Annotated in this window: 22 protein-coding genes; 12 read left to right on the top strand and 10 right to left on the bottom strand. The window is 52.4% G+C overall.

Going from position 1 to position 20,144, the window contains the following annotated elements; genetic code table 11:
* Positions 1 to 30: 30 nt before the first annotated feature.
* The 6 genes from K3T83_RS14375 to K3T83_RS14350 form a co-directional block, all read right to left on the bottom strand.
* Complete coding sequence (locus K3T83_RS14375) at positions 31 to 1,080, bottom strand: NAD-dependent epimerase/dehydratase family protein (protein WP_220203657.1); 1,050 nt, start codon at positions 1,078 to 1,080, stop codon at positions 31 to 33.
* 18 nt (positions 1,081 to 1,098) lie between these two features.
* The gene (locus tag K3T83_RS14370) at positions 1,099 to 1,920 is read right to left on the bottom strand and encodes an SDR family NAD(P)-dependent oxidoreductase (RefSeq protein WP_220203656.1); all 822 of its coding nucleotides are present in this window, start codon (positions 1,918 to 1,920) and stop codon (positions 1,099 to 1,101) included.
* Between the two features lie 9 nt (positions 1,921 to 1,929).
* Positions 1,930 to 2,967 carry an NAD-dependent epimerase/dehydratase family protein gene (locus tag K3T83_RS14365; protein WP_220203655.1) on the bottom strand — a complete coding sequence of 346 codons (1,038 nt, stop codon included), beginning with the start codon at positions 2,965 to 2,967 and terminating at the stop codon, positions 1,930 to 1,932.
* Positions 2,968 to 3,023: 56 nt separating this feature from the next.
* Positions 3,024 to 4,001, bottom strand: coding sequence for an NAD-dependent epimerase/dehydratase family protein (locus K3T83_RS14360; protein WP_220203654.1), 978 nt, complete (start codon positions 3,999 to 4,001; stop codon positions 3,024 to 3,026).
* Positions 4,002 to 4,568: 567 nt separating this feature from the next.
* On the bottom strand, positions 4,569 to 4,823 hold the full coding sequence (locus K3T83_RS14355; protein ID WP_220203653.1) for a hypothetical protein: 255 nt from the start codon (positions 4,821 to 4,823) through the stop codon (positions 4,569 to 4,571).
* 21 nt (positions 4,824 to 4,844) lie between these two features.
* Positions 4,845 to 5,837, bottom strand: a complete 993-nt coding sequence (locus K3T83_RS14350) for an MBL fold metallo-hydrolase (RefSeq protein WP_220203652.1) — start codon at positions 5,835 to 5,837, stop codon at positions 4,845 to 4,847.
* Positions 5,838 to 6,477: 640 nt separating this feature from the next.
* On the opposite strand from K3T83_RS14350, the gene K3T83_RS14345 reads away from it, so the two are divergent.
* From K3T83_RS14345 to K3T83_RS14330, 4 genes are all read left to right on the top strand, one after another.
* A complete protein-coding gene (locus K3T83_RS14345) occupies positions 6,478 to 6,795 on the top strand; it encodes an HU family DNA-binding protein (RefSeq protein ID WP_220203651.1) in 318 nt (105 codons plus the stop codon).
* 160 nt (positions 6,796 to 6,955) lie between these two features.
* Positions 6,956 to 7,495, top strand: coding sequence for an O-acetyl-ADP-ribose deacetylase (locus tag K3T83_RS14340; protein WP_220203650.1), 540 nt, complete (start codon positions 6,956 to 6,958; stop codon positions 7,493 to 7,495).
* Positions 7,496 to 7,785: 290 nt separating this feature from the next.
* Positions 7,786 to 8,577, top strand: a complete 792-nt coding sequence (gene map, locus K3T83_RS14335) for a type I methionyl aminopeptidase (protein WP_220203649.1) — start codon at positions 7,786 to 7,788, stop codon at positions 8,575 to 8,577.
* A 135-nt stretch (positions 8,578 to 8,712) separates the two neighbouring features.
* Complete coding sequence (locus K3T83_RS14330) at positions 8,713 to 9,222, top strand: hypothetical protein (protein ID WP_220203648.1); 510 nt, start codon at positions 8,713 to 8,715, stop codon at positions 9,220 to 9,222.
* A gap of 72 nt (positions 9,223 to 9,294) precedes the next feature.
* Here the strand turns inward: K3T83_RS14330 and K3T83_RS14325 are convergent, their stop codons facing one another.
* Together K3T83_RS14325 and dut are read right to left on the bottom strand one after the other, a co-directional pair.
* Complete coding sequence (locus K3T83_RS14325) at positions 9,295 to 9,639, bottom strand: J domain-containing protein (protein ID WP_220203647.1); 345 nt, start codon at positions 9,637 to 9,639, stop codon at positions 9,295 to 9,297.
* A gap of 2 nt (positions 9,640 to 9,641) precedes the next feature.
* Entirely contained in the window at positions 9,642 to 10,091 is a 450-nt protein-coding gene (dut, locus tag K3T83_RS14320; RefSeq protein ID WP_220203646.1) for a dUTP diphosphatase, read from the bottom strand.
* 80 nt (positions 10,092 to 10,171) lie between these two features.
* On the opposite strand from dut, the gene K3T83_RS14315 reads away from it, so the two are divergent.
* From K3T83_RS14315 to K3T83_RS14305, 3 genes are all read left to right on the top strand, one after another.
* On the top strand, positions 10,172 to 10,570 hold the full coding sequence (locus K3T83_RS14315; RefSeq protein ID WP_220203645.1) for a hypothetical protein: 399 nt from the start codon (positions 10,172 to 10,174) through the stop codon (positions 10,568 to 10,570).
* Positions 10,567 to 11,349 (top strand): DedA family protein, encoded by a 783-nt coding sequence (locus tag K3T83_RS14310; protein ID WP_220203644.1) that lies wholly within the window; start codon positions 10,567 to 10,569, stop codon positions 11,347 to 11,349. Before K3T83_RS14315 ends, K3T83_RS14310 begins: the two co-directional genes overlap by 4 nt.
* 270 nt (positions 11,350 to 11,619) lie before the next feature.
* Positions 11,620 to 12,858: a sigma-70 family RNA polymerase sigma factor gene (locus K3T83_RS14305; RefSeq protein WP_220203643.1), complete on the top strand. Its 1,239-nt coding sequence runs from the start codon at positions 11,620 to 11,622 to the stop codon at positions 12,856 to 12,858.
* A gap of 108 nt (positions 12,859 to 12,966) precedes the next feature.
* Here the strand turns inward: K3T83_RS14305 and K3T83_RS14300 are convergent, their stop codons facing one another.
* Positions 12,967 to 13,428, bottom strand: coding sequence for an ester cyclase (locus K3T83_RS14300; protein ID WP_220203642.1), 462 nt, complete (start codon positions 13,426 to 13,428; stop codon positions 12,967 to 12,969).
* 223 nt (positions 13,429 to 13,651) lie between these two features.
* Here K3T83_RS14300 and K3T83_RS14295 point away from each other — a divergent pair, with 223 nt between their 5' ends.
* The 4 genes from K3T83_RS14295 (at position 13,652) to K3T83_RS14280 (ending at position 18,056) form a co-directional block, all read left to right on the top strand.
* Positions 13,652 to 14,008, top strand: coding sequence for a hypothetical protein (locus tag K3T83_RS14295; RefSeq protein WP_220203641.1), 357 nt, complete (start codon positions 13,652 to 13,654; stop codon positions 14,006 to 14,008).
* Between the two features lie 189 nt (positions 14,009 to 14,197).
* A complete protein-coding gene (locus K3T83_RS14290; RefSeq protein WP_220203640.1) occupies positions 14,198 to 15,226 on the top strand; it encodes a hypothetical protein in 1,029 nt (342 codons plus the stop codon).
* Positions 15,227 to 15,303: 77 nt separating this feature from the next.
* Positions 15,304 to 16,848: a WGR domain-containing protein gene (locus tag K3T83_RS14285; RefSeq protein ID WP_220203639.1), complete on the top strand. Its 1,545-nt coding sequence runs from the start codon at positions 15,304 to 15,306 to the stop codon at positions 16,846 to 16,848.
* 251 nt (positions 16,849 to 17,099) lie between these two features.
* The gene (locus K3T83_RS14280; protein WP_236064898.1) at positions 17,100 to 18,056 is read left to right on the top strand and encodes a DUF5996 family protein; all 957 of its coding nucleotides are present in this window, start codon (positions 17,100 to 17,102) and stop codon (positions 18,054 to 18,056) included.
* Between the two features lie 132 nt (positions 18,057 to 18,188).
* On the opposite strand, the gene K3T83_RS14275 is transcribed toward K3T83_RS14280, so the two are convergent.
* Entirely contained in the window at positions 18,189 to 18,767 is a 579-nt protein-coding gene (locus tag K3T83_RS14275) for a TetR/AcrR family transcriptional regulator (RefSeq protein WP_220203638.1), read from the bottom strand.
* A gap of 170 nt (positions 18,768 to 18,937) precedes the next feature.
* Between K3T83_RS14275 and K3T83_RS14270 the strand changes: the two genes are divergently transcribed.
* Positions 18,938 to 20,098 (top strand): FAD-dependent oxidoreductase, encoded by a 1,161-nt coding sequence (locus tag K3T83_RS14270; protein WP_220203637.1) that lies wholly within the window; start codon positions 18,938 to 18,940, stop codon positions 20,096 to 20,098.
* The last annotated feature ends 46 nt before the right edge of the window (positions 20,099 to 20,144 follow it).

Genomic DNA, 20,144 nt, shown 5'->3' with positions numbered 1-20,144 from the left:
ATAGTACTTTTAACGTGTAAGACGATTTTATTAATGCGTCGTCGTTGGCAGCTCTTCTGGGTCTGGATCGGCATCTAACGCGGATGTATTGCCCGCAGACATAAATTCCTGTTTGTACCAGTCGCAGGCGAGGCGCACGCCCTCGCGAATGCTCACCTGGGGGGCGTAGCCTAGTTCGGTGTGCGCTTTGTCGATGGAGTGGCGATTGTCGGTGCCATATAACGTGACGCCGTGTCTGGTGACGAAGGGATGCTTCGCGCCAGTGAACGTGACGGCGCGTTCGGCGGCATAGGCGATGCTATAGGCGGCGGGATATGGCACATGCAGGCGCGGCGGCGCGGCTTCAAGTTCCTGCGCTATCGCATTCAACAATTGTTTCTGCGTTAATGGCTGATCGTTTGTGATGTTGAATGCCTGCCCCAACGCCTGTTCTTTCTCTGCACAGAGAAGCAGTCCCTGCACTACGTCCGTGACATAGACCAACGGGAGGGCGTTATTGCCGGAGCCGATAATCAGCCCCTTGCCCTCGCGCACTTTGGCGGCCATGCGCCCGAAGTTCAGACGATCTCCCACGCCAAAGATTGTACCTGGCCGGATAATCGCGGCGGGTAAGCGATCCCTGATGATCATGCGCTGGACCAGCAGATCGCCCTGGGCTTTCGTGATCCAGTAGGGATCGTTGCGCGGTTCGGGTGCGACCTCTTCGCCGAGCGTCCAGCCGCGACCCATGCCGTAGATCGTCCATGAGCTAACATGTACAATGCGGCGTATACTGGCCGTTAAAGCGGCCCGACAGACGTTCTCGGTGCCGGTGACATTGACCTTATAATACTCTTCCATCGGCACCCATAAACCCTGCATCGCGGCCAGATGAAATACGGTATCGACGCCGTGCATAGGAGCCTTCAGCGTGTCAGGTTCGCAAATATTGCCGCGATAGACTGCAACGCCGCGCTCTTCCAGCCAGTTGGCATCCTCCGATGGCAGGACGAGCGCCCTTACGTTGTCGCCTCGTTGCTGTAGCGCTGTGACGAGATGATGTCCCACCAGACCTGTACCCCCGGTAATTAATGTCTCCACTATCCTTCTCCTTCTGGATTATTCTGTTCTGTTCTGTTCTGTCACGCGTGCATAAGCGGGGAGGTTGCTATAGTTGCCCTGCTTGCGATCCTGGCGGTGTCGCCAGTAAAAGGCAAAATCTGCCACACCTGGGAAGAGCCTGTCGAGCCAGACCACGCCATGATATTTGAGCGGAAGGATCACTTCGCGGCGCGGTGCGACGGCGAGGCGAGCTATGAGGCTGGCGACGACCTCCGGTTCAGGCATTGACTCTTGAATGGCGCGCGTCATCTGCGTACGAATATTGCCGGGCGAAACCAGACTCACGGCAATACCGCTTCCGGCAAGCTGGCGGCGCAGGGCCAGTGAGAAGCCGCGCACGCCAAATTTTGCTGCCGAGTAGAGCGGCTCTATAGCAACATGGCTGGCAACGGAGCCAACTGAAATAATCACACCATAGTGTCTGCGCTGCATCTCTGGTAACACCGCATGCGTGAGTAGCATGGTGCCAAGCAGATTGACATGTAGCAGGCGGATAATCTCGTCTGTGGTGGTTTCGCTCAACGCCTTGCCCCAGTTTGCTCCAGCATTGTTGACGAGGATATCTATCGATCCGAATGTTGTTCTGGTTTGCTCGACAAGTTGCTGTACCTGCTCCGCATCGGTAACATCTGTTGATACGGCGAGTGCCTGTCCTCCAGCTTGCGTGATCCGCGCGACCTGTTCTGCCAGTTTGTCGGCGCGGCGTGCTGCCAGCACCACTCTAGCACCCTGACGAGCGAATTCGCGAGCAGTAGCGGCTCCTATGCCTGAACTGGCTCCCGTCACAATCACAACTTTATCTACCACCGTTTGTGGCATGGTTCCTCCCTAATGGACCTGTGTCATGGTTAACAAACTAGCTGGTATAGTATCTAACATCCTGTTATCCTGATGCTGATACCAGGCGCAGGTGATCCGCACTGCTTCGGCGAGCGAGACTTTCGGTTCGTAGCCCAGCTCGTGCCGCGCTTTGTCGATAGAAACGTGGTTATTCGCACCGTAGAGCTTGACGCCGTGCCGCGTGAGAAACGGCTTGACCCGATCGTTGCTGATTGAGGCGATACGTTCGGCGGCATAGGCAGCGGTATAGAGAGCCGTGTAAGGCATATGCAAATATGGCGGCGCAACGCCGATCTCGCGGGCAATGGTGGAGAGATATTGGGACTGTGTCAGTGGCTGATCGTTGCCGATGTTGTAGACTCTGCCAATCGCCTGTTTGGAGTCCAGCGCCAGGAGTAGTCCCTGCACCATGTCCGTGACATAGAAGAGAGGGATGGTATTATTGCCCTGCCCGATGATCACACCTTTGCCCGCCTGGATGCGATCAACCATGCGACCGAAGTTCAGGCGGTCGCCGGGACCGATGAGGGTTCCGGGTCGAATGATTACAGCCGGAAGATGCTCCTCACGGATCATGCGCTGCACCAGCATATCACCCTGCGCTTTGGTCATGCTATATGGCTCGTCTAAGGGGACCAGCAGATCCTCTTCGGTTGGTATGCGTTTTGCGGCCATATCGTAAACCATTGCAGAGCTGATGTGGATGAGACGGGAGATGCCGGCCTTGAGAGCCGCTCGACAGACATGTTCGGTTCCGGTGACGTTCACGGCGTAATAGTCACGCATTGAGCGCCATGTGCCAATCATGGCGGCGAGATGAAATACAGTATCCATGCCACGCATAGGGGCTATGAGGGTATCCGGGTCAAGGATGTTGCCGCGAAACACCATGACATTGCGCTCTTCGAGCCAGGTGGTATCCTCTGTAGGAAGGGCAAGGACGCTCACCGTGTCGCCGCGCTCCTGAAGGGATGCGATGAGGTGACGACCAAGAAATCCATTTCCCCCTGTAATCAATATGTTCAATGTCAAGCTCCTTCTTCTGCTCAAAAAATATACCGTATGACCGGGTCATAGTGATATTACATGCGATACCAGGCGACGCTTTGACGAACTCCTTCTGTCAAGTTGACCTGGGGCGAGAAGCCCAATTCGGTCCGCGCCCGACTGATGATAAAGCGATTTTCACCGCCTATCTGCTGCAAACCGAAGCGCATAAGCGGTGGTGGCTGCTGCATGTGGGCGAGATGTCCGAGCAATTCGGCGGATGCTCCCAGCGTCAAGGCCAGATGATAGGGAATGTGGAGGCGAGGCGGCGCTACACCAAGTTCTTTCGCAATAGCAGTAAAGTAGTCGAGTTGCGTGACTGGTTCGTCGTTGACCAGCAAATATGCTCTGCCAATTGCCTGCCCAACTTCGCTTGCCAGCAGGATGCCTTGCACCACATCTTTCACATAGATCAACGGAAGGTGATTATGACCGGAGCCAATGATGGGCATCTTTCCCTGCTCGATCAGTCTGGCGAAACGCCCGAAGCTGTTTGTATCGCGTGGACCATAAATCAAGCCCGGGCGAACAATCGTTACTGGCGCATTCATGTCCTCGATCATCTGTTGCAGAGCATATTCGCCTGCTACCTTCGTTTTGCTATAGGGATCAGAGCCGCCACGCAGCGGTGTGATCTCATCGGCGCTGCCATCTATATCAACTCCATGTACTGTAATCGAACTGACATGCACAAAGCGTCGCACTCCTGCCGTCATCGCCACTTCTAGCAGCGTTCTCGGCCCAAAGACGTTCGCCTTTCTGTATTCGATTTCGTCTCCCCAGGGACCGGTTCGCGCCGCGCAGTGCAGGACACGATCTATTCCGTCAACCGCCGCCTCCAACGATGCACGATTAGCGAGATCGCCCCGACAGACTTCTACGCCAGCCTGGATCAAGCGCGTGACATCTTCGTCTGGACGTGCCAGAATGCGTACGGCTTCACCCCGCTCCAACAATACATCTACCAGATGCCCACCAAGAAAGCCTCCCCCGCCGGTTACGAGGACCGTCATAAGTTACTACCTCCGCATGCTCTATCACTACAATTGCCGCAAGGACTAAAAATATGCAAACACATGACTTTATCGTCCATATCTAAGCTTTAAAGCACTATCCCAGCGCTATCTCGCATATGTGGATAAGCACATGCTCTTGTATGGTTGTGCTTTCTGCCAATCGTCATGACACTAACTCTCTTCTCGCTGTCGTGATTACGTGCGAGATGTCTGCAAAAATAAGCGCATTATATTACTGATATGGTAACAGAAGTAATTACAAGCTAGACAATGAATCCAACAAATCATCGGAATTCGTGGTAATACCTCAGTACCATTGTTCTTGATATAGAACAGGTATTCAGGTTATCTCGTGTGCAATTCACTACAGATATCGTTGTGAGCGCCAAAACATAACAGAGAAGAAGCTTTTTAGTACTACTTTTTTAAAAGAGAGTGATTTGATGCATAGGTATGATTTCCAACAGAGGAACTCCTTGTTCCAAAGTGTAGGAGGCTTTGATGAGAATAAGGTGAAGAAACCTGATATATGCTGATTGAGGAGGAAACAGTAGCCCGTTTGGACTACTGCCTCACCTCCCTGGTTGAAGAGGAACGTATGGCAAGCGCGCGTTGTTGCCACCAGCGCCGTAGGGCGACCAGTGCCCAGATGCCTTCAACAATGCCAAAGGGCCAGGTTCCGGCCAGCCAGCCATAGAGAGATGAGGCTGCGCAGGCAATGGCAAAAATCAGTATCCACCAGACCGAGCGCTGTTCAAACGCATATGCGATAAGCATGATGGTAACAGCGCTTGCACCAAAGATGGTCAGCGTATCCATTATGTATCCTTTGCGATAACGCTACACCGCAGCGTAAAAGATGATGCCGTCATTATGCTGTTGCGTGATCTGACCGTTGATGCGGAGATGTTCGAGGTGAGCCAGCGTCTCAGCCATCGCCATGCGCCAGGAGTCCTGGCTTTTGAGGCGCTCTCCAAAGAGATGTCTGGTCAGATAGTAGGCGTGTTGCGGTTGTCCGTCAAGCAAGTGCTGGATCTGCTGTTCGCGCTCTGCGTGGTGCTCGATCAACTCCTGGACACGTGTTGAGAGACCGGGAAACGGGTCTCCATGCCCGGGCAGGACAATGCTGGCTGGGAGATGTTTAATCTTGCGTAGCGAATCGAGATAATCTCCAAGCGGGTTGAGGCGTCCGTGTCCAGAATAGAGGCCAACATTGGGAGTGATGCGCGGCAAAATATGGTCAGCCGCTAACAATACACCGTCGCGCTCGCGAAAGAGCATAATCTGGCCGTCAGAATGGCCGGGAACCCAGAAAACTCGATAGCGTTCGCCGGCCAACTCGATCTCTTGCTGATCCTCGACCAGGGTAAAAGCTTCATGGGAGGGAACACGAATCACTTTCTGCATGACCTCTGGTGGCACCTGGGCGGGATGCGTTGGCTCGGCGGGCATGCCATGAGGCTTGAAAAACTGGTTGGCCTGCTCAAACGTCCTGACGCGTTTGCCATTCCAGAACAATTGCAACATCGTCTCGTCTATTGGATGCATATAGACCGCTGCGCCGCTCTGTTCCTGTAGCTCGCCTGAAAGTCCCACATGGTCGGGATGGGCATGTGATAGCACGATGGCCTGTAATTGCTCTATTGCCAGCCCTGCGCTTGCCAGACCATTCAGCACTGCCGCGCGTGCCTCTTCGGTGCCAATCGCCGTATCGAACATAGCCCAGCCATCTTTTCCCACAAGGGCGTAGATATTGACGGTGCGCAGGGGAAAAGGGATTGGAATATTTAGCCTGAAAATATTATCGGCAACCCGCTCAATCATAGTCGTCATAGAGCGCTTTATATTGATACAAAGCATCGATACAAAGCGCATTTCCTCTCTGAGTGTGATGGTACTGCTCTCCAATGGAAGATAGAAAGTGTCTATGCACCCTTTTCGATATTGTACCCCATAGAAAGTGAGCGGTGAAGAATAGCGTGTTAAAACGTGAGAAAGAAAAGGGCAACCTGACAAGCCGTCGCCCCTGCCATATTCGGTCAGACCCCGGGAATCGCTAGTTGTGAAATTCATATGGTGAAGAGCTTGCCATCGATTGTTGTGATGGCTCTGAGATTTAACTTTGACTCTACAATACAGATCCTATAGAATATATTTACAGTGAGGATGGGTTTATTCTATAGTCAGTAGCACAACATTAACTAGTAGAAATCTTCCTATGAGACAACAATAACAGACCTCGCTTGTCAGGCCAGTTTTCAGCCTATATGGTAGGCATGAAATGGCTCCAGAGGCCGATTCACTATATGTACCGGGAATACAGCCATAGTGACACGCTTGTATTTCTCAAATTCACATGCTATACTCCTATCGGCAGTGAGGTTGTAATGTCGCTCTACAGGCCCAACAACGTTACTCCATTGGGACTAAAAAAGCGACGTGTGTGATAGTTGTAAGGAGGATTTTAGAACCTATGGCTCAAGAAAAAACTGCGGAGAAGTCTGCACAGACTATTGGACGGCAAGAGCTGTCTAAACGTATTGCAAAACAGGCGAAACTTTCCCAGAAACAGGCGGCTGAGGTGCTGGAGGCGACGCTTGACGCCATCCGCGAGGCGCTTCAGAATGGAGACGAGGTACGTCTTGTTGGCTTTGGTTCATTTAAAGTGCGCCAGAGCGCCGCTCGTAAGGGGGTCAATCCACGCGACCGACAACCAATCGAGGTGCCCGCGAAAGAACGCGTGCGCTTTTTCCCTGGCAAAGAACTCTCAGAGGCTGTAATCAAAAAGTAGCTCGTAGTGACGTTTTGCTCACTGCCAAAAATGTATCGCCCCTGGTGGGTATCGATGTAGAGCGTGTGCGCAGACTGCCCTCTATTTCCGCCGGCCAGGGGCAATACACAACGTCACCGGCTATCTCAATTTGGTAGAACGCTGACAAATGGAACCTTTCATGTCAACCTATACTGTAAATGGGGTGACGTTTGCGCTGATGCAAGGGGATATCGTGCGGGTAGAGGTCGATGCGATTGTGAATGCGGCCAATGCTGCGCTCGCTGGTGGCGGTGGCGTCGATGGCGCTATTCACAGTGCCGGCGGTCCCACGATTATGGAGGAATGCCGCAAGATCGGCGGGTGTCCAACCGGAAGTGCGGTCGCTACCCACGCGGGAAGGCTGAATGCACAGTATGTCTTCCACGCGGTCGGTCCCATCTATCAGCAACATGGCGATGAGGAGCAATTGCTCGCCAGTGCGTATCAGTCCTGTCTCGATCTGGCCGAACGCTACCAGATCAAAAGCATTGCCTTCCCATCACTCAGTACCGGTGCCTATCGCTATCCGGTCACGCTGGCCGCGCCAATCGCGCTACGCACCATTGTTCGTCACCTTCAGCAGCCTACGAGCTTGCAGCAGGTACTCTTCGTTCTCTTTGATGCGAGAACGCTTGATACCTACAAGCGAGCCATGCAACAGATACACGACGATTTCTAACCGCTAGCGTGGTAGCAGAGCGACCACTCGATCTGGTCGAGAATGCAGTTCATTTTTGCCGTTGCTCATGCTTACCACGCGCTTTCCTTACAGCATAACAGGCGGGCGAGGACAAGCCATCGCCCCTACTAGCCCAATAGTAGATATCACTCTCCCTCTCGCAACTCCACTATTCTCATAAGCGTATGTGTTTGTGTAAATCCTCTCTTTATGATAACGTTTTCGTCCAGGATCATTCATTCTGGTTATTTCTCTATGCCATCTGGTCATCTATAAAAGGGATAAAAATTATGCAACCATTCAAAACTGACAAAGAAATTGCGTTGATGCGTCAGGCCGGTCTGCTTACCTGGCAGGTCCATCAGGTCGCCGCTGAACTGGCCAGGCCGGGCGTGACGACGGCTGAGATTGACGCTGCTGTGGACCACTATATACTTGAACATAACGCTATTCCCTTGTTTAAGGGCGTCCAGAACACCACGCCTTTTCCAGCTTCAACCTGTATCTCCGTCAATGAGCAGGTGGTGCATGGTATTCCCGGTCCCCGTCGCTTGAAAGAGGGCGATATCGTAAGCATCGATATTGGCGTGAAGCTCAATGGCTGGTGCGGCGATGCAGCTGTCACCTGGCCAGTCGGCAAGATCGATGCCAGAAAACAACGCTTGCTCGATATCACAGAAGGGACGCTGCGGCTTGCTATTGAGTTGATCCCCAAACGTCGCTACTGGAGCCAGGTGGCAAAAGAAATGGAGGCCTACGCCACTGATGCGGGCCTTTCAGTTGTTGAGGGGTTGGTTGGACACAGCATCGGACGCGAGATGTGGGAAGGTCTGCAACTCCCTAACTATTACTCGCGCCGCTATGAAGCATCTGGCGATTTTGAATTGAGGCCGGGCCTGGTGGTCGCCGTTGAGCCAATGCTCAATCTGGGCAATAAAGCCGTCAAACTGCTCTCGGATCACTGGACCATCGTGACTCAGGATGGCCTGCCCAGCGCCCATTTCGAGCATACCATCGCCATCACAAAAAAGGGACCACAGATCTTGACCGCCGGACCAGAAGGTCAGGGATGGGCTATTTGATAGGGCACATAGCGCCAAACACCGGGGAAACAGCGCCAAACACCGGGGAAACAGCGCCAACCGCAAGGGATTGGCGCTACTATGCTATGATAGAACGAAATATCAACAATTCATCAAGCAAAGGAAATTCGTTCTATGGTAGAAATTGATGCACAGCACTTTATTCGCTCATTTTTGAGCGCCTCAAATGCCAGTGGAGTGAAGGCCGATCCCGCCACTATTCAGTTTCTCGGTGAGCGCAGCATCCCCGGTCATCAGCTCTATGCGGTAATGTTTCGCGATCTGGCCGGACTGCCCTATAGTGGACATTGCGTGATTGAGCAGGATAAGGCGGGCGATTGGCGCGTCTGGGGCGGTAGTTGGAGCAAAAACGCTCAGATGCCGCCGCCACGTGCTTATCCATATGTACACCTGGGAGGTGGAGGTGGCTATGGGCATGCCTTCTATGCCTGTGGAACGGTGAGCGCGCAGGGATATACTATCGCGCGGGTACGGTTGATCAGCAAAAATGGGGTTGAGTTGGAGGATACGGTCAAAGGCGGGCTGGCGCTCTTTCTCACGGATCAATACGTTTCCTTGCCGGTGCAGGTCGAACTCTTTGATCAAGACAACAATCTGGTCAGCCGCCATCGAGCGCTGGGCTGACGTGCTGCTGGTATAGTATAGAGCAGCAACGGTGCCTGAGCGAAGATTGCTTTCACTATTTTGCAGAGGGCGTCAATTGCCCTGCATTTCTTTTTTCATTTCGCGCACAAACCCGACGACGCCCTCTCTCCAGGTCATTTTCGGTTCGCGCCTGGCCTGTTCTTGCTGGCGACGAATCATATCCAGGATGAGGGCATTGCGCATCTGTTCCAGCATAGCGATATCATAATGCAGCCGCCGGGCAGTATCGCTCAGCACATCATACGCTTCGTTGAGCTGCTTGATGCGGTCGTCGTGTATGTGTTTGTTGAGATCGGGATGATAGAGACGTGCCAGGCGACGATAGGACTGCTTAATTTGCTCCAGCGTCGCATTGCGCGGCACCTCAAGGATGGCATAATAATCTTTGAGTGACATGGTTAATCCCCTGTACTGCCAAAGCCTCCACGTCCTGTGCCAACCTCATCCACTTCATTCCATTCAACACGGCCAATCGGTACAAATATTCCCTGTGCAATACGTTCGCCGCGCTGGACGGTGACTGCTTCGTCGCGGAAATTGTAGACGGAGATGAGCAGTTCGTCGCCCTCCCCGCTGTAGTCTTGATCGATCACGCCCACGCCATTTGGCATGAGCAATCCTTTACGCCGCGCCGTGCTGCTACGCATCGTGAGGAGCAGCATATAGCCGGGAGGGGTTTGCACAATAATATTGCCAGGAATGCGCCCCAGCTCGTGCGGCAATACCTCCACATCCTCGCGACAGATCAGATCAAATCCGACCGAGCCGCGCGTGGCATAAGCAGGCAAAGGCAATTCTGTATCGATACGCTTGATTGATACGTTTAACAGTTGTGTAGTTGCGTTCATACCTGGTATTCTAGAGAATAAGAGGTGCTACGTCAAGAGAGGCTCGCCAGGGAAGCGAGCGGTGCTGAGGAGTTGCTGCTGTGAGCGTGCGAGTACGCGTCGTGCTAACTGGTATCTTACTGGTGCTTTCTCTTCTCTTTGCTCTGTTTGCTGCCAGAGCAACGGTAAGCGCGTTTCAGAGTTTTCAACAGGAGAGGCAACAGGGAGATGTGCAAACGATTCGTCCCTGGATGACTATCCCGTACATTTCGCATGTGTATCAGGTGCCTGAAAACTACCTCTACGATGCCCTGCACCTGTCCAGTGCTCGCCCATCACGCCGCACAACATTACAGGAGTTAGCCATTCGCGTTCATCGCCCGGTTGGAACCGTGATACATACCGTTCAAGCATCAATTCTTCTCTATAGGAGAGAGCATAATCAAGACCATCCGCGCACATTGTCCAGGTCGGGTGTTCGCGGAGGGGAGACCACGTGAGTACGTTCCTCCCGCTCTTGATTAGCTGGCTGCAACTCTATGGGTATCCGGCGCTGGCGTTGAGCATCTTTATAGCTTCGGTGGGAGTTCCTTTACCGATCAGCTTTGTATTGCTGGCGGCAGGAGCTTTTGCGGCGCTCGGCGATTTTAATGTTGTTGTACTGCTGTTGATTGCCGTGACTTCAGCCACCTGTGGTGATAGCGTGGGGTATTGCATCGGACGTTTCGGAGGAATTAGGTTTCTCTCCTGGCTGGCTCGCCCGAGGCGAACATATGTGCTGTCACCGCATATACTGACGAGCATCACGCGTTCGCGCTCCTATTTTAACCGTCGTGGCGGCTGGGCGATCTTCTTGAGCCGTTTCCTATTTTCCGGCCTGGGAGGAACCATTAACCTGATCGCCGGGATAGAGCTGTATCCCTACCCGCGCTTTCTACTGCTCGACTTTTGCGGTGAGCTGGTGGGCGCTTTGATTCCCGTTCTACTCGGCTATGCCTTTGGAGCGAGCTGGGAGATCGTGGGCGATATCCTGGCATCGATCACGACGCTACTAGCGGCCTTGCTGATTGCAGGCTATCTGGCGTATCGGTTGCTCAAGATGATACAACGCATTAGAATGAGATCGATACATATAAATCTGGAGAGGAAGCTTTCGGGAGTTCTGGAAAACGATTTTCTTGAGGCTGCGCCTATTTTGCCACCTTCAGGCAGCCTCGAACGTATACATGGAGAGGACGAATTTCCTAGGACTGGTAGAGACAAATATCCTACAAGTTGACAATTTTAGCTTTTCCGTATAAATGCCGGTCAAAAAAGGAACCCGAAAGACTAGAATGAAAGGGGGACATGAGTTATAATTGGAGTAGGAATAATTTCCGACCTGGCTATGTTTCTCTATATTAGAGACAGGATGCACGTCTTTGATCTCCTCCCACTCGGCGCTCGGACACAACGGTCCGACGAAGGCTCGTTTCCCTGAGTGTAGGACCAGACCGGTGATTATATATCTTGCTGCTTAGGATATACAACTTTTCATGGAGGGCGCACAATGATAGACGTAAAGCGTGCCATGACGGGAACAACGCTTACCTTACATAACTCACAGGAACAATCGAGTTCAGAGAAATCCTACGACCTGGTTGAAGAATTTCTCAAAAAAGATCTCGATTACACTCCGCCAGATGATACAGATGAGGCTCATCTCAAGGATGAATCTGAGGCGGAGGAAGACCTGGAGCGATTAGATACTGGTCCCCTGGAACTCGATACAGGCCCATTGGAGTTAGACGAAATGCCTGATATGCATGACGGTCTAACCCATATGCCCGATTCATCTGAGCTTGATGAGTCTATTCTAGAGCTTCCGACCATGACGACCGAGGCTGAGCCTCCTGTTCGTCGTACTGCTATGCGTCGCCGTCGATCAGAAGATCATGAAGACAATATGGTGAACGCTGCTGATGCTGGCGAATCCGATGCTGTGATGACCTATCTGCGCGAAATTGGCCGCGTCCCGATGATTACGCATGACCGCGAGATCGAGCTGGCCCAGCGCATTGAGTCCGGTGATCGGGATGCCATGAAGCAATTTATTCTGGCAAATCTGCGCCTGGTTGTCAGCATTGCCAAACGCTATGTCGGTCGTGGCTTGACGCTGCTCGATCTCATTCAAGAGGGCAACATTGGCTTGATTCGCGCCGTGCAACGCTATGATTGGCGTCGTGGTCATCGTTTCTCGACTCACGCGACATGGTGGATTCGTCAGGCGATCAGTCGAGCCGTTGCCGATAAGGGGCGCACCATCCGTCTTCCTGTCTACGTCAATACCGCCCTGAATCGCATTCGCCGCGAACGGCAAAGACTCCTTCAGGAATTAGGACGTGAGCCGTCAGAGATAGAATTGGCTGAGGCTACTGGTCTTGATCCTGTCCGTATGGTCGAGCTACAGGCCGCCCCAGGCGCTCCGGTCTCTCTCGAATTGCCAGTTGGAGAAGATGAAGAGCAGGAATTAGGCGACGTACTCGCAGACACCGAATCCGCTTCCCCTGAAGAACTTGCCACCACCCAGACCCTCAAAGATGAAGTCCAGCGCGTTCTGGAGTCTGTTCTGACCCCCCGCGAACAACTGGTCTTGCAGCTGCGTTTTGGCCTGGGCAATGGTCAGGCTCACCCGCTTGAACAGGTTGGGCGTGAACTGGGCATTACGCGTGAGCGAGTTCGCCAAATCGAAGCAGGGGCGCTTGCTAAGCTCCGTCAGCCGCCTGTTCTGGAGCGTTTGCGCGGCTAATTTAATGTATATGCAAATAGCATTCTTCTAGCACATGCAGAATGCAGAGTCCCTACAGGAGGGGAGCCAGCGTTTCAAAGCGCTTCTCTCCTCCTGTGGGGACTCTGTTTATGCCAGTTCTTCTTCTTCGTTGTCAAGCAGCCCGATTTGTTGAAACAGACCCATTGCATCGTAATACATGCGCACTTCGACGATTTGCTGATCCTGAACTTTATGGATGATGCAGTAACGTAATACTATTTGCCTTCCGCTTGGCGCAATTTCTCCTGCTGGCCCATAGAGCGTTCCCGTGTGGGTTCCTCGACCAATAAATTCGACCACAATTTGTTCTTCTGTATCGACGGTATTGGTGATCGAAAACGTGCAATCGGGAAAGGCTGTTGTCCAGGTCGAGAGAAATAGCTGCATCCCTTCTTTTCCTGCCAGCATCATGCCGCTTGGGGCATCCAGTATATCGCAATCATCTGATACCCTGGCTACAATTTTCTCCATCCACTGTGCATCGGTTGTATGGGTATTAAACATATCGTATAAAGATCGCACAAAATCGCTCGTTTCCTGTATCGTCATTGCTGTCTCGCGTTCTCCTTGTTTCTTATCAGATTCAGTTGTATGTATCAGGTAATTCTACGCATGTATGTTGCTCACTCCTATCTGTACGATAGTGGTCCTCTTGCCAGATCATAACAATTTTTTCATCCCGAGATTTCCGCTTTGCTTGTTCAAGAAAAGAATAGATAAACAAATGAGGATTACCTGTTCTATCTTATCGAAAACGCACAAGGAGGAAAAGATGACTGTTATGAATCAAGAAGCCTTGCAACGCCGCTGGCAAGAACGTTGTCGTCAGGGTAATTTTAGCTCTGCTGTACTCGGCGTTGGAACCATTCGTGTTTTTGGACGTTCAGGCGATACACCCGTGGCTTTTCCCCGTGTTGAGTCGTTGGCCGCTCTTGATACGCTTGAAGCCGATGAGCGCTGGGCATTGCAGAATGCCCAGGATCTCATACACTCTGCTCGTACACGTCGTCGCCCGGTTATGGCAACGCAGCCCCCTCGACCCGGCGTGATACCGAACCCGGTGCCCGTTTACGAGTTCGATCCCAAATCAGAGAATCTCCTGATCTTGAGCATGACGCAAGGTGGCTAGCAACGAAAAAATGCCTTGTACAAATAACTACGAGCCGATTGTGTTTGTAGTTGCACAATTCTTTATGCCGCAAAATTACATTTCAACGAAGCCAATTGCATCAGGAGTTCCACATTCATTGTGAAACTCCTGATGTGATGGCGAATGGAAAACTTTAAATAGAAAACTATTAAAATATGGGAGGATGCTATGCCACGTAGTCTGGCGAATGGCGATTATCGCCTGATTATGGCTATCGAATCGGCCTCACGCGCCAATTCATGGTATCGCGTCCTGGCAGATTGGCGTACTGGCGCTTTCTCTTGCGACTGCCCTGCCTGGACGTTTCGGCAAGACGGAGGCACAGTGCGCTCGTGCAAGCATACTCGACTGGCGCAACTTTTGACCACTTCTCAAAATACTGGCGTGCCGCTTGAGCGTGCCAGTGGGACAGCCGCCGTCAACAATCTGTTCGTCCAGGCAACGCAGCAGCAGTGGCCCGGACTTGGAGGCCGTTGGTCTATCGAGCAGCGCAGCAGCCAGCTTGATAACAGGCCGTATTATTTCGTGTTATTGCGTCTGACTACCGGGAACGGGACCACCGCAAGCGGGCTGGTAGCTTTTGCGCAGCGCTATCATCCCACCCAGCAGAGCATGATTGCGGGCGTGGCAGGCTGGGCCGGATACGCCATTGCCGCCGAAGTTGCACGCGCTGCTGGCTATCCTCTGGCCGGTCAGCCACCTGAACACTTTTCGATTACGCGCCGCTCTGCTCGTTCGCAACGTATCGGTTTGCGCGATATCCTCCGCGTTGGCGATCAGGTGGATCTGGGAGATGGCTATACTCCGGCGCAAAGAGCCGAAAATACCCTGCGTCTCTTCCTGGGCGAGCAGTTGTACACGCAACTAGAGCGTCAACATTTTCTCGATGTGTCCAGCAAGGTCTATCCGCAAGAACAACGCGTCTATCGTCTGCGGCGCGATCCCGCCAAACAGCGCGAACGCCGCTTGCGCGTCTTCAAATTTGGCCGCTATGTCAATGATTACTGCATTGTTCGCGCTCAGGACGTCCCCGAAGCAGATCACTGGTTGACCAATTTTCTCTCTTTGCTCTCCGACGAAGAACGCGCAATTTCTGTCGTGCAGAGTTACAATATCTTCCCGCCCCATTCCGATGATTATGCACAACGTGAGGAAGAGGTAATACCAGCCATCTGGCAACCAGCAGCAGTTGCTTGATAATGATATGATTGACACATTGTAGGAGCGCTTCTCCTCTCACGTAGCGACAATCCCTTGCGGTTGTCGCGGCCCCCATGCATGGTAGTATTCTGGCCCGCGACAACCGCAAGGGATTGTCGCTACGTGAGAGCTTTGTCAATAAAAACATCAATCTGAAGGGATGCAGTAATTATATGACCGCAACAACGACGTATCTCGAACTGTCTGAACCGGGCGGCGCACATAAATTTTATGAAGTGGTGACTGATGATACAGAGGTGCGTATTCGCTATGGGCGTATTGGCGATCAGGGGCAGACCCAGACGAGCCAGCATGCCACAGCCGAATATGCGCAGCAGTTTGCCCAGAAAAAGATACGCGCCAAGCTCAAAGGCGGCTACCAAACAGCCGTGATGGGGCAGCGCCAGAAGCGTGCTGTGACGCGGCGCTCTATGACGTTAGGAGCCTCGACCCACCACACCAGGACGACCACGCCATCGCTGCAAGCGCCTGTTCTCTGGAAATTTGCTTCCAGTAGCCCAGCCTTTGGTATCTTTATTGATGAGCAACATTGCTGGCTGGGCAACGAGGCGGGGCGCATCTTTGGCCTCGATCATAGTGGACAGGTGCAATCTCAATTGACGTTGCCAGATGGCGTGAAATGTCTGGTGGCCGACGATATCTGGCTCTATGCTGGTTGCGACGATGGCAATGTCTATGATCTTAGCGGCAAAATACCGCGCGTTTCCTACCAGATCGCTCCCGATATCGACATCTACTGGCTCGATATCCTCAATGGCTCGCTGGCCGTCTCCGATGCTGGCGGGCGCGTCGCTCTGGTGAGCCACGAAGACGAGTCCGAATGGCTCAAAAGCACTTCCTATTCCTCCGGCTGGATGGTGCGCTGTGGCAACGAGGGCATCTATCACGGGCATTCGGGCGGTGTGACGATGTATCGCAACAGCGACGGGCAACAACTCTGGCAGCAGCGGACAAGAGGCCCGGTTCTCTTTGGCTGGCAGGATGAGACGATGGTTTATGCCGGAACCAGCGATTGCAAAGTGTATAGCTTTACGAAGCAGGGGGAGCCGGGGAAGATCTATGACTGTGATGCGCCGATCTTCTCGTGCGCCACGACTGCTCAGGGCCAGTACATCTTTGCGGGCGATAGTAGAGATTCGGTTTATTGCTTCAATCACGCGGGAGAGCGCCTGTGGAAGCTGAAGACAGGCTGTGGCTCCGCTTATTCGATGCAATACTTCGATAATCGTCTCTTTATTGTGACGACGAGCGGCCATCTGGCCTGTATTGATGTGAGCGAGGCTGCGATCCAGGCTGCGCGTTCCGGGACGGTGCCACAGGCTGTTGATGTCAAAGCGCCAGCTGTAGCAGCCACAACGCCAGCGCCAACAACGCTCGAAACGACCTCCAATGCGACTCAGGGTATCATGCTCGAATGTTATCGTGATGGGAGCCGTCTGCGTATGCGCGTCGTCTCTCCTGGCTTCGATCCCAATCTGCGTGTCCAGTTCCCGCAAAATATTCGCGAGGAGAACACTCGTTATCTGGTTGATGAGGTGCGCCTGGCGACCGGTGGCGGCTTCTATCGCGCATATGGCGATATTAGGAAGCTTGTGTGATTGTGCCAGAGTTTGCACCTATCTGTGTAACGTTGTATAAAGCAATGAGGACATGCTATACACTATCACAATGCGAACAAATCACATCAGGTTCGATGACCTTCACCCAGTTTTGTGGAGGGGGAGAATGTGTGGAAGTTTTCCTATCGATCTTCAAACTCGACGGGACTCATATATTGTAAAGTGGAATATCTCCGAGTTCGGTTATAAAAGTCGCAATGATAAAGAGCGACAACCAGAAGGAGAAACACATGGAAAGCACGATGGATCAAGGGGAAGTTACGGAGCGATGGCCGTTGTTGCCGTTTGAGACATGGAAGGATACATGTGAGACATTGCATATGTGGACCCAGATCGTGGGCAAGGTCAGAATGGAGTTGAGTTCGCCTGTGAACCACTGGTGGCATGTCGCGTTGTATGTCACCCCGCGTGGGCTGACCACTTCTCCCATCCCCTATCGAGGCGGCACCTTTGAAGTGGCGTTTGACTTCATCGATCACACCCTCTTCATTGTCACGAGCGAGGGGAGCCGCAGAGCGTTGCCGCTGATCCCGCGCTCTGTCGCCGCCTTTTATCAGGAGTTCATGGCGTGCTTGCGTGCCCTGGGAATCGATGTCACAATCAACACGTTGCCCTGCGAAGTGCAGCACCCCATTCGCTTTAATGAAGATGAAGTGCATGCCTCCTACGATCCCGTTTACGCCCACCGCTTCTGGCACATCCTGGTCCAGGCGGACACAGTTCTCAAGCGCTACCGCTCCTTCTTTCTGGGCAAAAGCAGCCCGGCGCATTTCTTCTGGGGAAGTTTCGACCTGGCGCTCACCTTGTTTTCGGGACGGCGTGCGCCGGATCGTCCAGGGGCGGATCAGATTACGCGTGAAGCCTATTCGCACGAAGCGATCAGTTGTGGTTTCTGGCCGGGCAATGAGCAGTTCCAGACCCCGGCGTTTTACTCATATACTGTACCCACGCCCTCGGGTCTGGCAGACGCCGCGCTACGCCCGGCAGCCGCCTTCTATAGTGCAGAACTGGGCGAGTTCCTCTTACGGTATGAGGATGTGCGGCAGGCCGCTGCGCCAGAACAGATGTTGCTGGAGTTTTTCCAGAGCGCCTATGAGGTCGCAGCGAATCTAGTGCAGTGGGATCGTGTGGCGCTTGAGCGTAAGCAGGGTGACTTCCCCGGCGGCCAAAGAGCAACTTCGCCATAAGGAAGGCGCGGCTTCAAGCGCTATAGGCATCCTGTTGCTGTGTGCCGCACATACCTGGGAGAACAGATGCTTTTGTTCTAGAATGGATGAGCTATACTGACCATCGCTCTCTACAATTCTGTTTGACCCCTGTCAATGACTTACCAGTGTGTCAGGAAGCAAGAGATCCAGATAGCGAGCAAGTTCCTCTATAGAGATGGACATACCATTCTCAAGCCACCAGCCACCAAGTGTTACGATTGCTCCCCCGTAAAATTGTGCCATGACCTCTGGGGGCATAGGCAGTTGGATTCCTTTTTCCTGAGCCTGTTTGAGATCGGTTTCTATATCTTTTGTTAGCTGTTGGCGCATCAAGCTTGGCAAAGAATGGGTTTCTTTCTCTACCATCATCAGGGAGTAGAGACGCTGGTGCTTTGCGATCTGTTCGAGCATTCGTATGTGTTTTCTCTTTGTTTGAGAGGTTTCTTCCTGATGAAGTTCTTCAATCAACTGCATTCGGGTGGCTTGGAGGCCATACTCTAGCAGGTCATATTTATCTTCGAAGTGTTTATAGAATGTAACTCGATGCACCATCGCTTTCTCACAGATCTCTGTGACGCTGATCGATTCGAGTGGACGCTGCTCTAAGAGCGAGAGGAGCGCTTCCCATAAGAGTTTATGGGTTCGTCTGACCCGCAAGTCTTCTGGCGGTTGGGATGTGTTTGGCAACATTGCCCCCTTATATGTTAGTTAGGTTACCATTGGTTTCATTTTGTATATTGATACTTGTTTGCTTTCCGTCTATAGTAAAGAGAAACAGGTATCTATATAATTATATACCTGTAGCCATTTGAAAACCAACTGTTCTCAGTTTGATTAAGAAGATAAGGAATCCAACGATAATGTCACTCAATGGAAAGATCACTATCCCACAGACCCATGAAAGTGGAACGCAGGCGCTTGTGCTTGGGGCTGGTATTGCCGGGTTGTTCGCTGCGCGTGTCCTTGCAGAGTATTATGATCAGGTTTGCGTGGTAGAGAGAGACACACTTCCCGAGGAGCCTGGGAATCGTCCAGGAACCCCTCAAGCATTTCATCTCCATCGCTTACTGTTTCGAGGAGATGTAATTATAGAACGCCTTTTCCCTGGTTATGTCGATGAATTATTGGAGCGTGGAGCGTTCTCGTCAGAGAATAAGATCTTTACAGCTATTAACGAATATGGGCGACAGGATACTCCTTTTCTTCTGAAGCAAGGGAAAGATGCCAGTTGTAGTAGAGCTTTACTGGAATGGACCCTTCGTCGGCGCGTGCAAGCGCTTGCGAACGTACGCTTTCTCACCGGATTGGAAGTCATTGGTTTCCACACATTGCCCGACCAGACGTGCGTTGATGGGATCTATGTTCGGTCACGCGGCCAGCTAGGACAACATGAGGTGCTTATGGCTGATCTGGTTGTTGACGCGCGTGGACGCTCTTCGAAGACATCACAATGGGTTCAGGAATTGGGTTATGATGTACCTGAACCTGAACGCCTCAAGAGCGCTTTGGGGTATAGTACCTGTTACTACAAGGTTTCTCCGCAGTTTGCGCAAAAAAGGGCTGGCATTATCATTGAGGGTCAACCGGAAAGAAAGATCAGAACATCATATTCTAGCATGATTGAAAAGGACAGGTTTGGAGTGATCCTTTTTAGCGCGGGCGGATTCTATCCTCCGACTGACTCAGAGGGTTTTGATCAGGGCTTGCGTCAGTTACTTTCTCAGGAACTTGCTGATGTCTTGCAGGAGGAGGCGGAGCCAGTCACACAGCCGAGGGGCTATCGCATCCTGGAATGCCTTCGTCAGCACTATGAGCAAATGGAACGCTGGCCTTCAGGTTTGCTGGTGATGGGTGATGCATTCTGCAATGTTGATCCTATCTATGGTCAAGGCATGAGCATGGCGGCCATCGAAGCAGAAATGTTGGGAACTTGTTTGCGTGAGCAACGCGAACTGCCTCAACTCGACTTTGAACATCGGTTCTTTCAGTGCATACAGGGTGCGATTGAAGCTGCCTGGTAGCTCAGCGCTATTGCGGATCGATGCTGGCCTGGTGTCGAGTATTCCG

The organism is Reticulibacter mediterranei, assembly GCF_016587455.1.
Note: the sequence above shows the minus strand (reverse complement) of the source record. Positions and strands in the feature narration are given on the sequence as shown.

What these genes read in the sequence shown, in the direction of transcription:
- map (WP_220203649.1), top strand. Translation starts at nt 7,786, where the DNA reads ATGCAACCATTCAAAACTGACAAAGAAATTGCGTTGATGCGTCAGGCC.
- K3T83_RS14355 (WP_220203653.1), bottom strand. Translation starts at nt 4,823, where the DNA reads ATGGATACGCTGACCATCTTTGGTGCAAGCGCTGTTACCATCATGCTT.
- K3T83_RS14305 (WP_220203643.1), top strand. Translation starts at nt 11,620, where the DNA reads ATGATAGACGTAAAGCGTGCCATGACGGGAACAACGCTTACCTTACAT.
- K3T83_RS14280 (WP_236064898.1), top strand. Translation starts at nt 17,100, where the DNA reads ATGGAAAGCACGATGGATCAAGGGGAAGTTACGGAGCGATGGCCGTTG.
- K3T83_RS14300 (WP_220203642.1), bottom strand. Translation starts at nt 13,428, where the DNA reads ATGACGATACAGGAAACGAGCGATTTTGTGCGATCTTTATACGATATG.
- K3T83_RS14340 (WP_220203650.1), top strand. Translation starts at nt 6,956, where the DNA reads ATGTCAACCTATACTGTAAATGGGGTGACGTTTGCGCTGATGCAAGGG.
- K3T83_RS14345 (WP_220203651.1), top strand. Translation starts at nt 6,478, where the DNA reads ATGGCTCAAGAAAAAACTGCGGAGAAGTCTGCACAGACTATTGGACGG.
- K3T83_RS14330 (WP_220203648.1), top strand. Translation starts at nt 8,713, where the DNA reads ATGGTAGAAATTGATGCACAGCACTTTATTCGCTCATTTTTGAGCGCC.
- K3T83_RS14360 (WP_220203654.1), bottom strand. Translation starts at nt 4,001, where the DNA reads ATGACGGTCCTCGTAACCGGCGGGGGAGGCTTTCTTGGTGGGCATCTG.
- K3T83_RS14275 (WP_220203638.1), bottom strand. Translation starts at nt 18,767, where the DNA reads ATGTTGCCAAACACATCCCAACCGCCAGAAGACTTGCGGGTCAGACGA.
- K3T83_RS14350 (WP_220203652.1), bottom strand. Translation starts at nt 5,837, where the DNA reads ATGACGACTATGATTGAGCGGGTTGCCGATAATATTTTCAGGCTAAAT.
- K3T83_RS14370 (WP_220203656.1), bottom strand. Translation starts at nt 1,920, where the DNA reads ATGCCACAAACGGTGGTAGATAAAGTTGTGATTGTGACGGGAGCCAGT.
- K3T83_RS14325 (WP_220203647.1), bottom strand. Translation starts at nt 9,639, where the DNA reads ATGTCACTCAAAGATTATTATGCCATCCTTGAGGTGCCGCGCAATGCG.
- K3T83_RS14295 (WP_220203641.1), top strand. Translation starts at nt 13,652, where the DNA reads ATGACTGTTATGAATCAAGAAGCCTTGCAACGCCGCTGGCAAGAACGT.
- K3T83_RS14285 (WP_220203639.1), top strand. Translation starts at nt 15,304, where the DNA reads ATGCATGGTAGTATTCTGGCCCGCGACAACCGCAAGGGATTGTCGCTA.
- K3T83_RS14290 (WP_220203640.1), top strand. Translation starts at nt 14,198, where the DNA reads ATGCCACGTAGTCTGGCGAATGGCGATTATCGCCTGATTATGGCTATC.
- K3T83_RS14270 (WP_220203637.1), top strand. Translation starts at nt 18,938, where the DNA reads ATGTCACTCAATGGAAAGATCACTATCCCACAGACCCATGAAAGTGGA.
- dut (WP_220203646.1), bottom strand. Translation starts at nt 10,091, where the DNA reads ATGAACGCAACTACACAACTGTTAAACGTATCAATCAAGCGTATCGAT.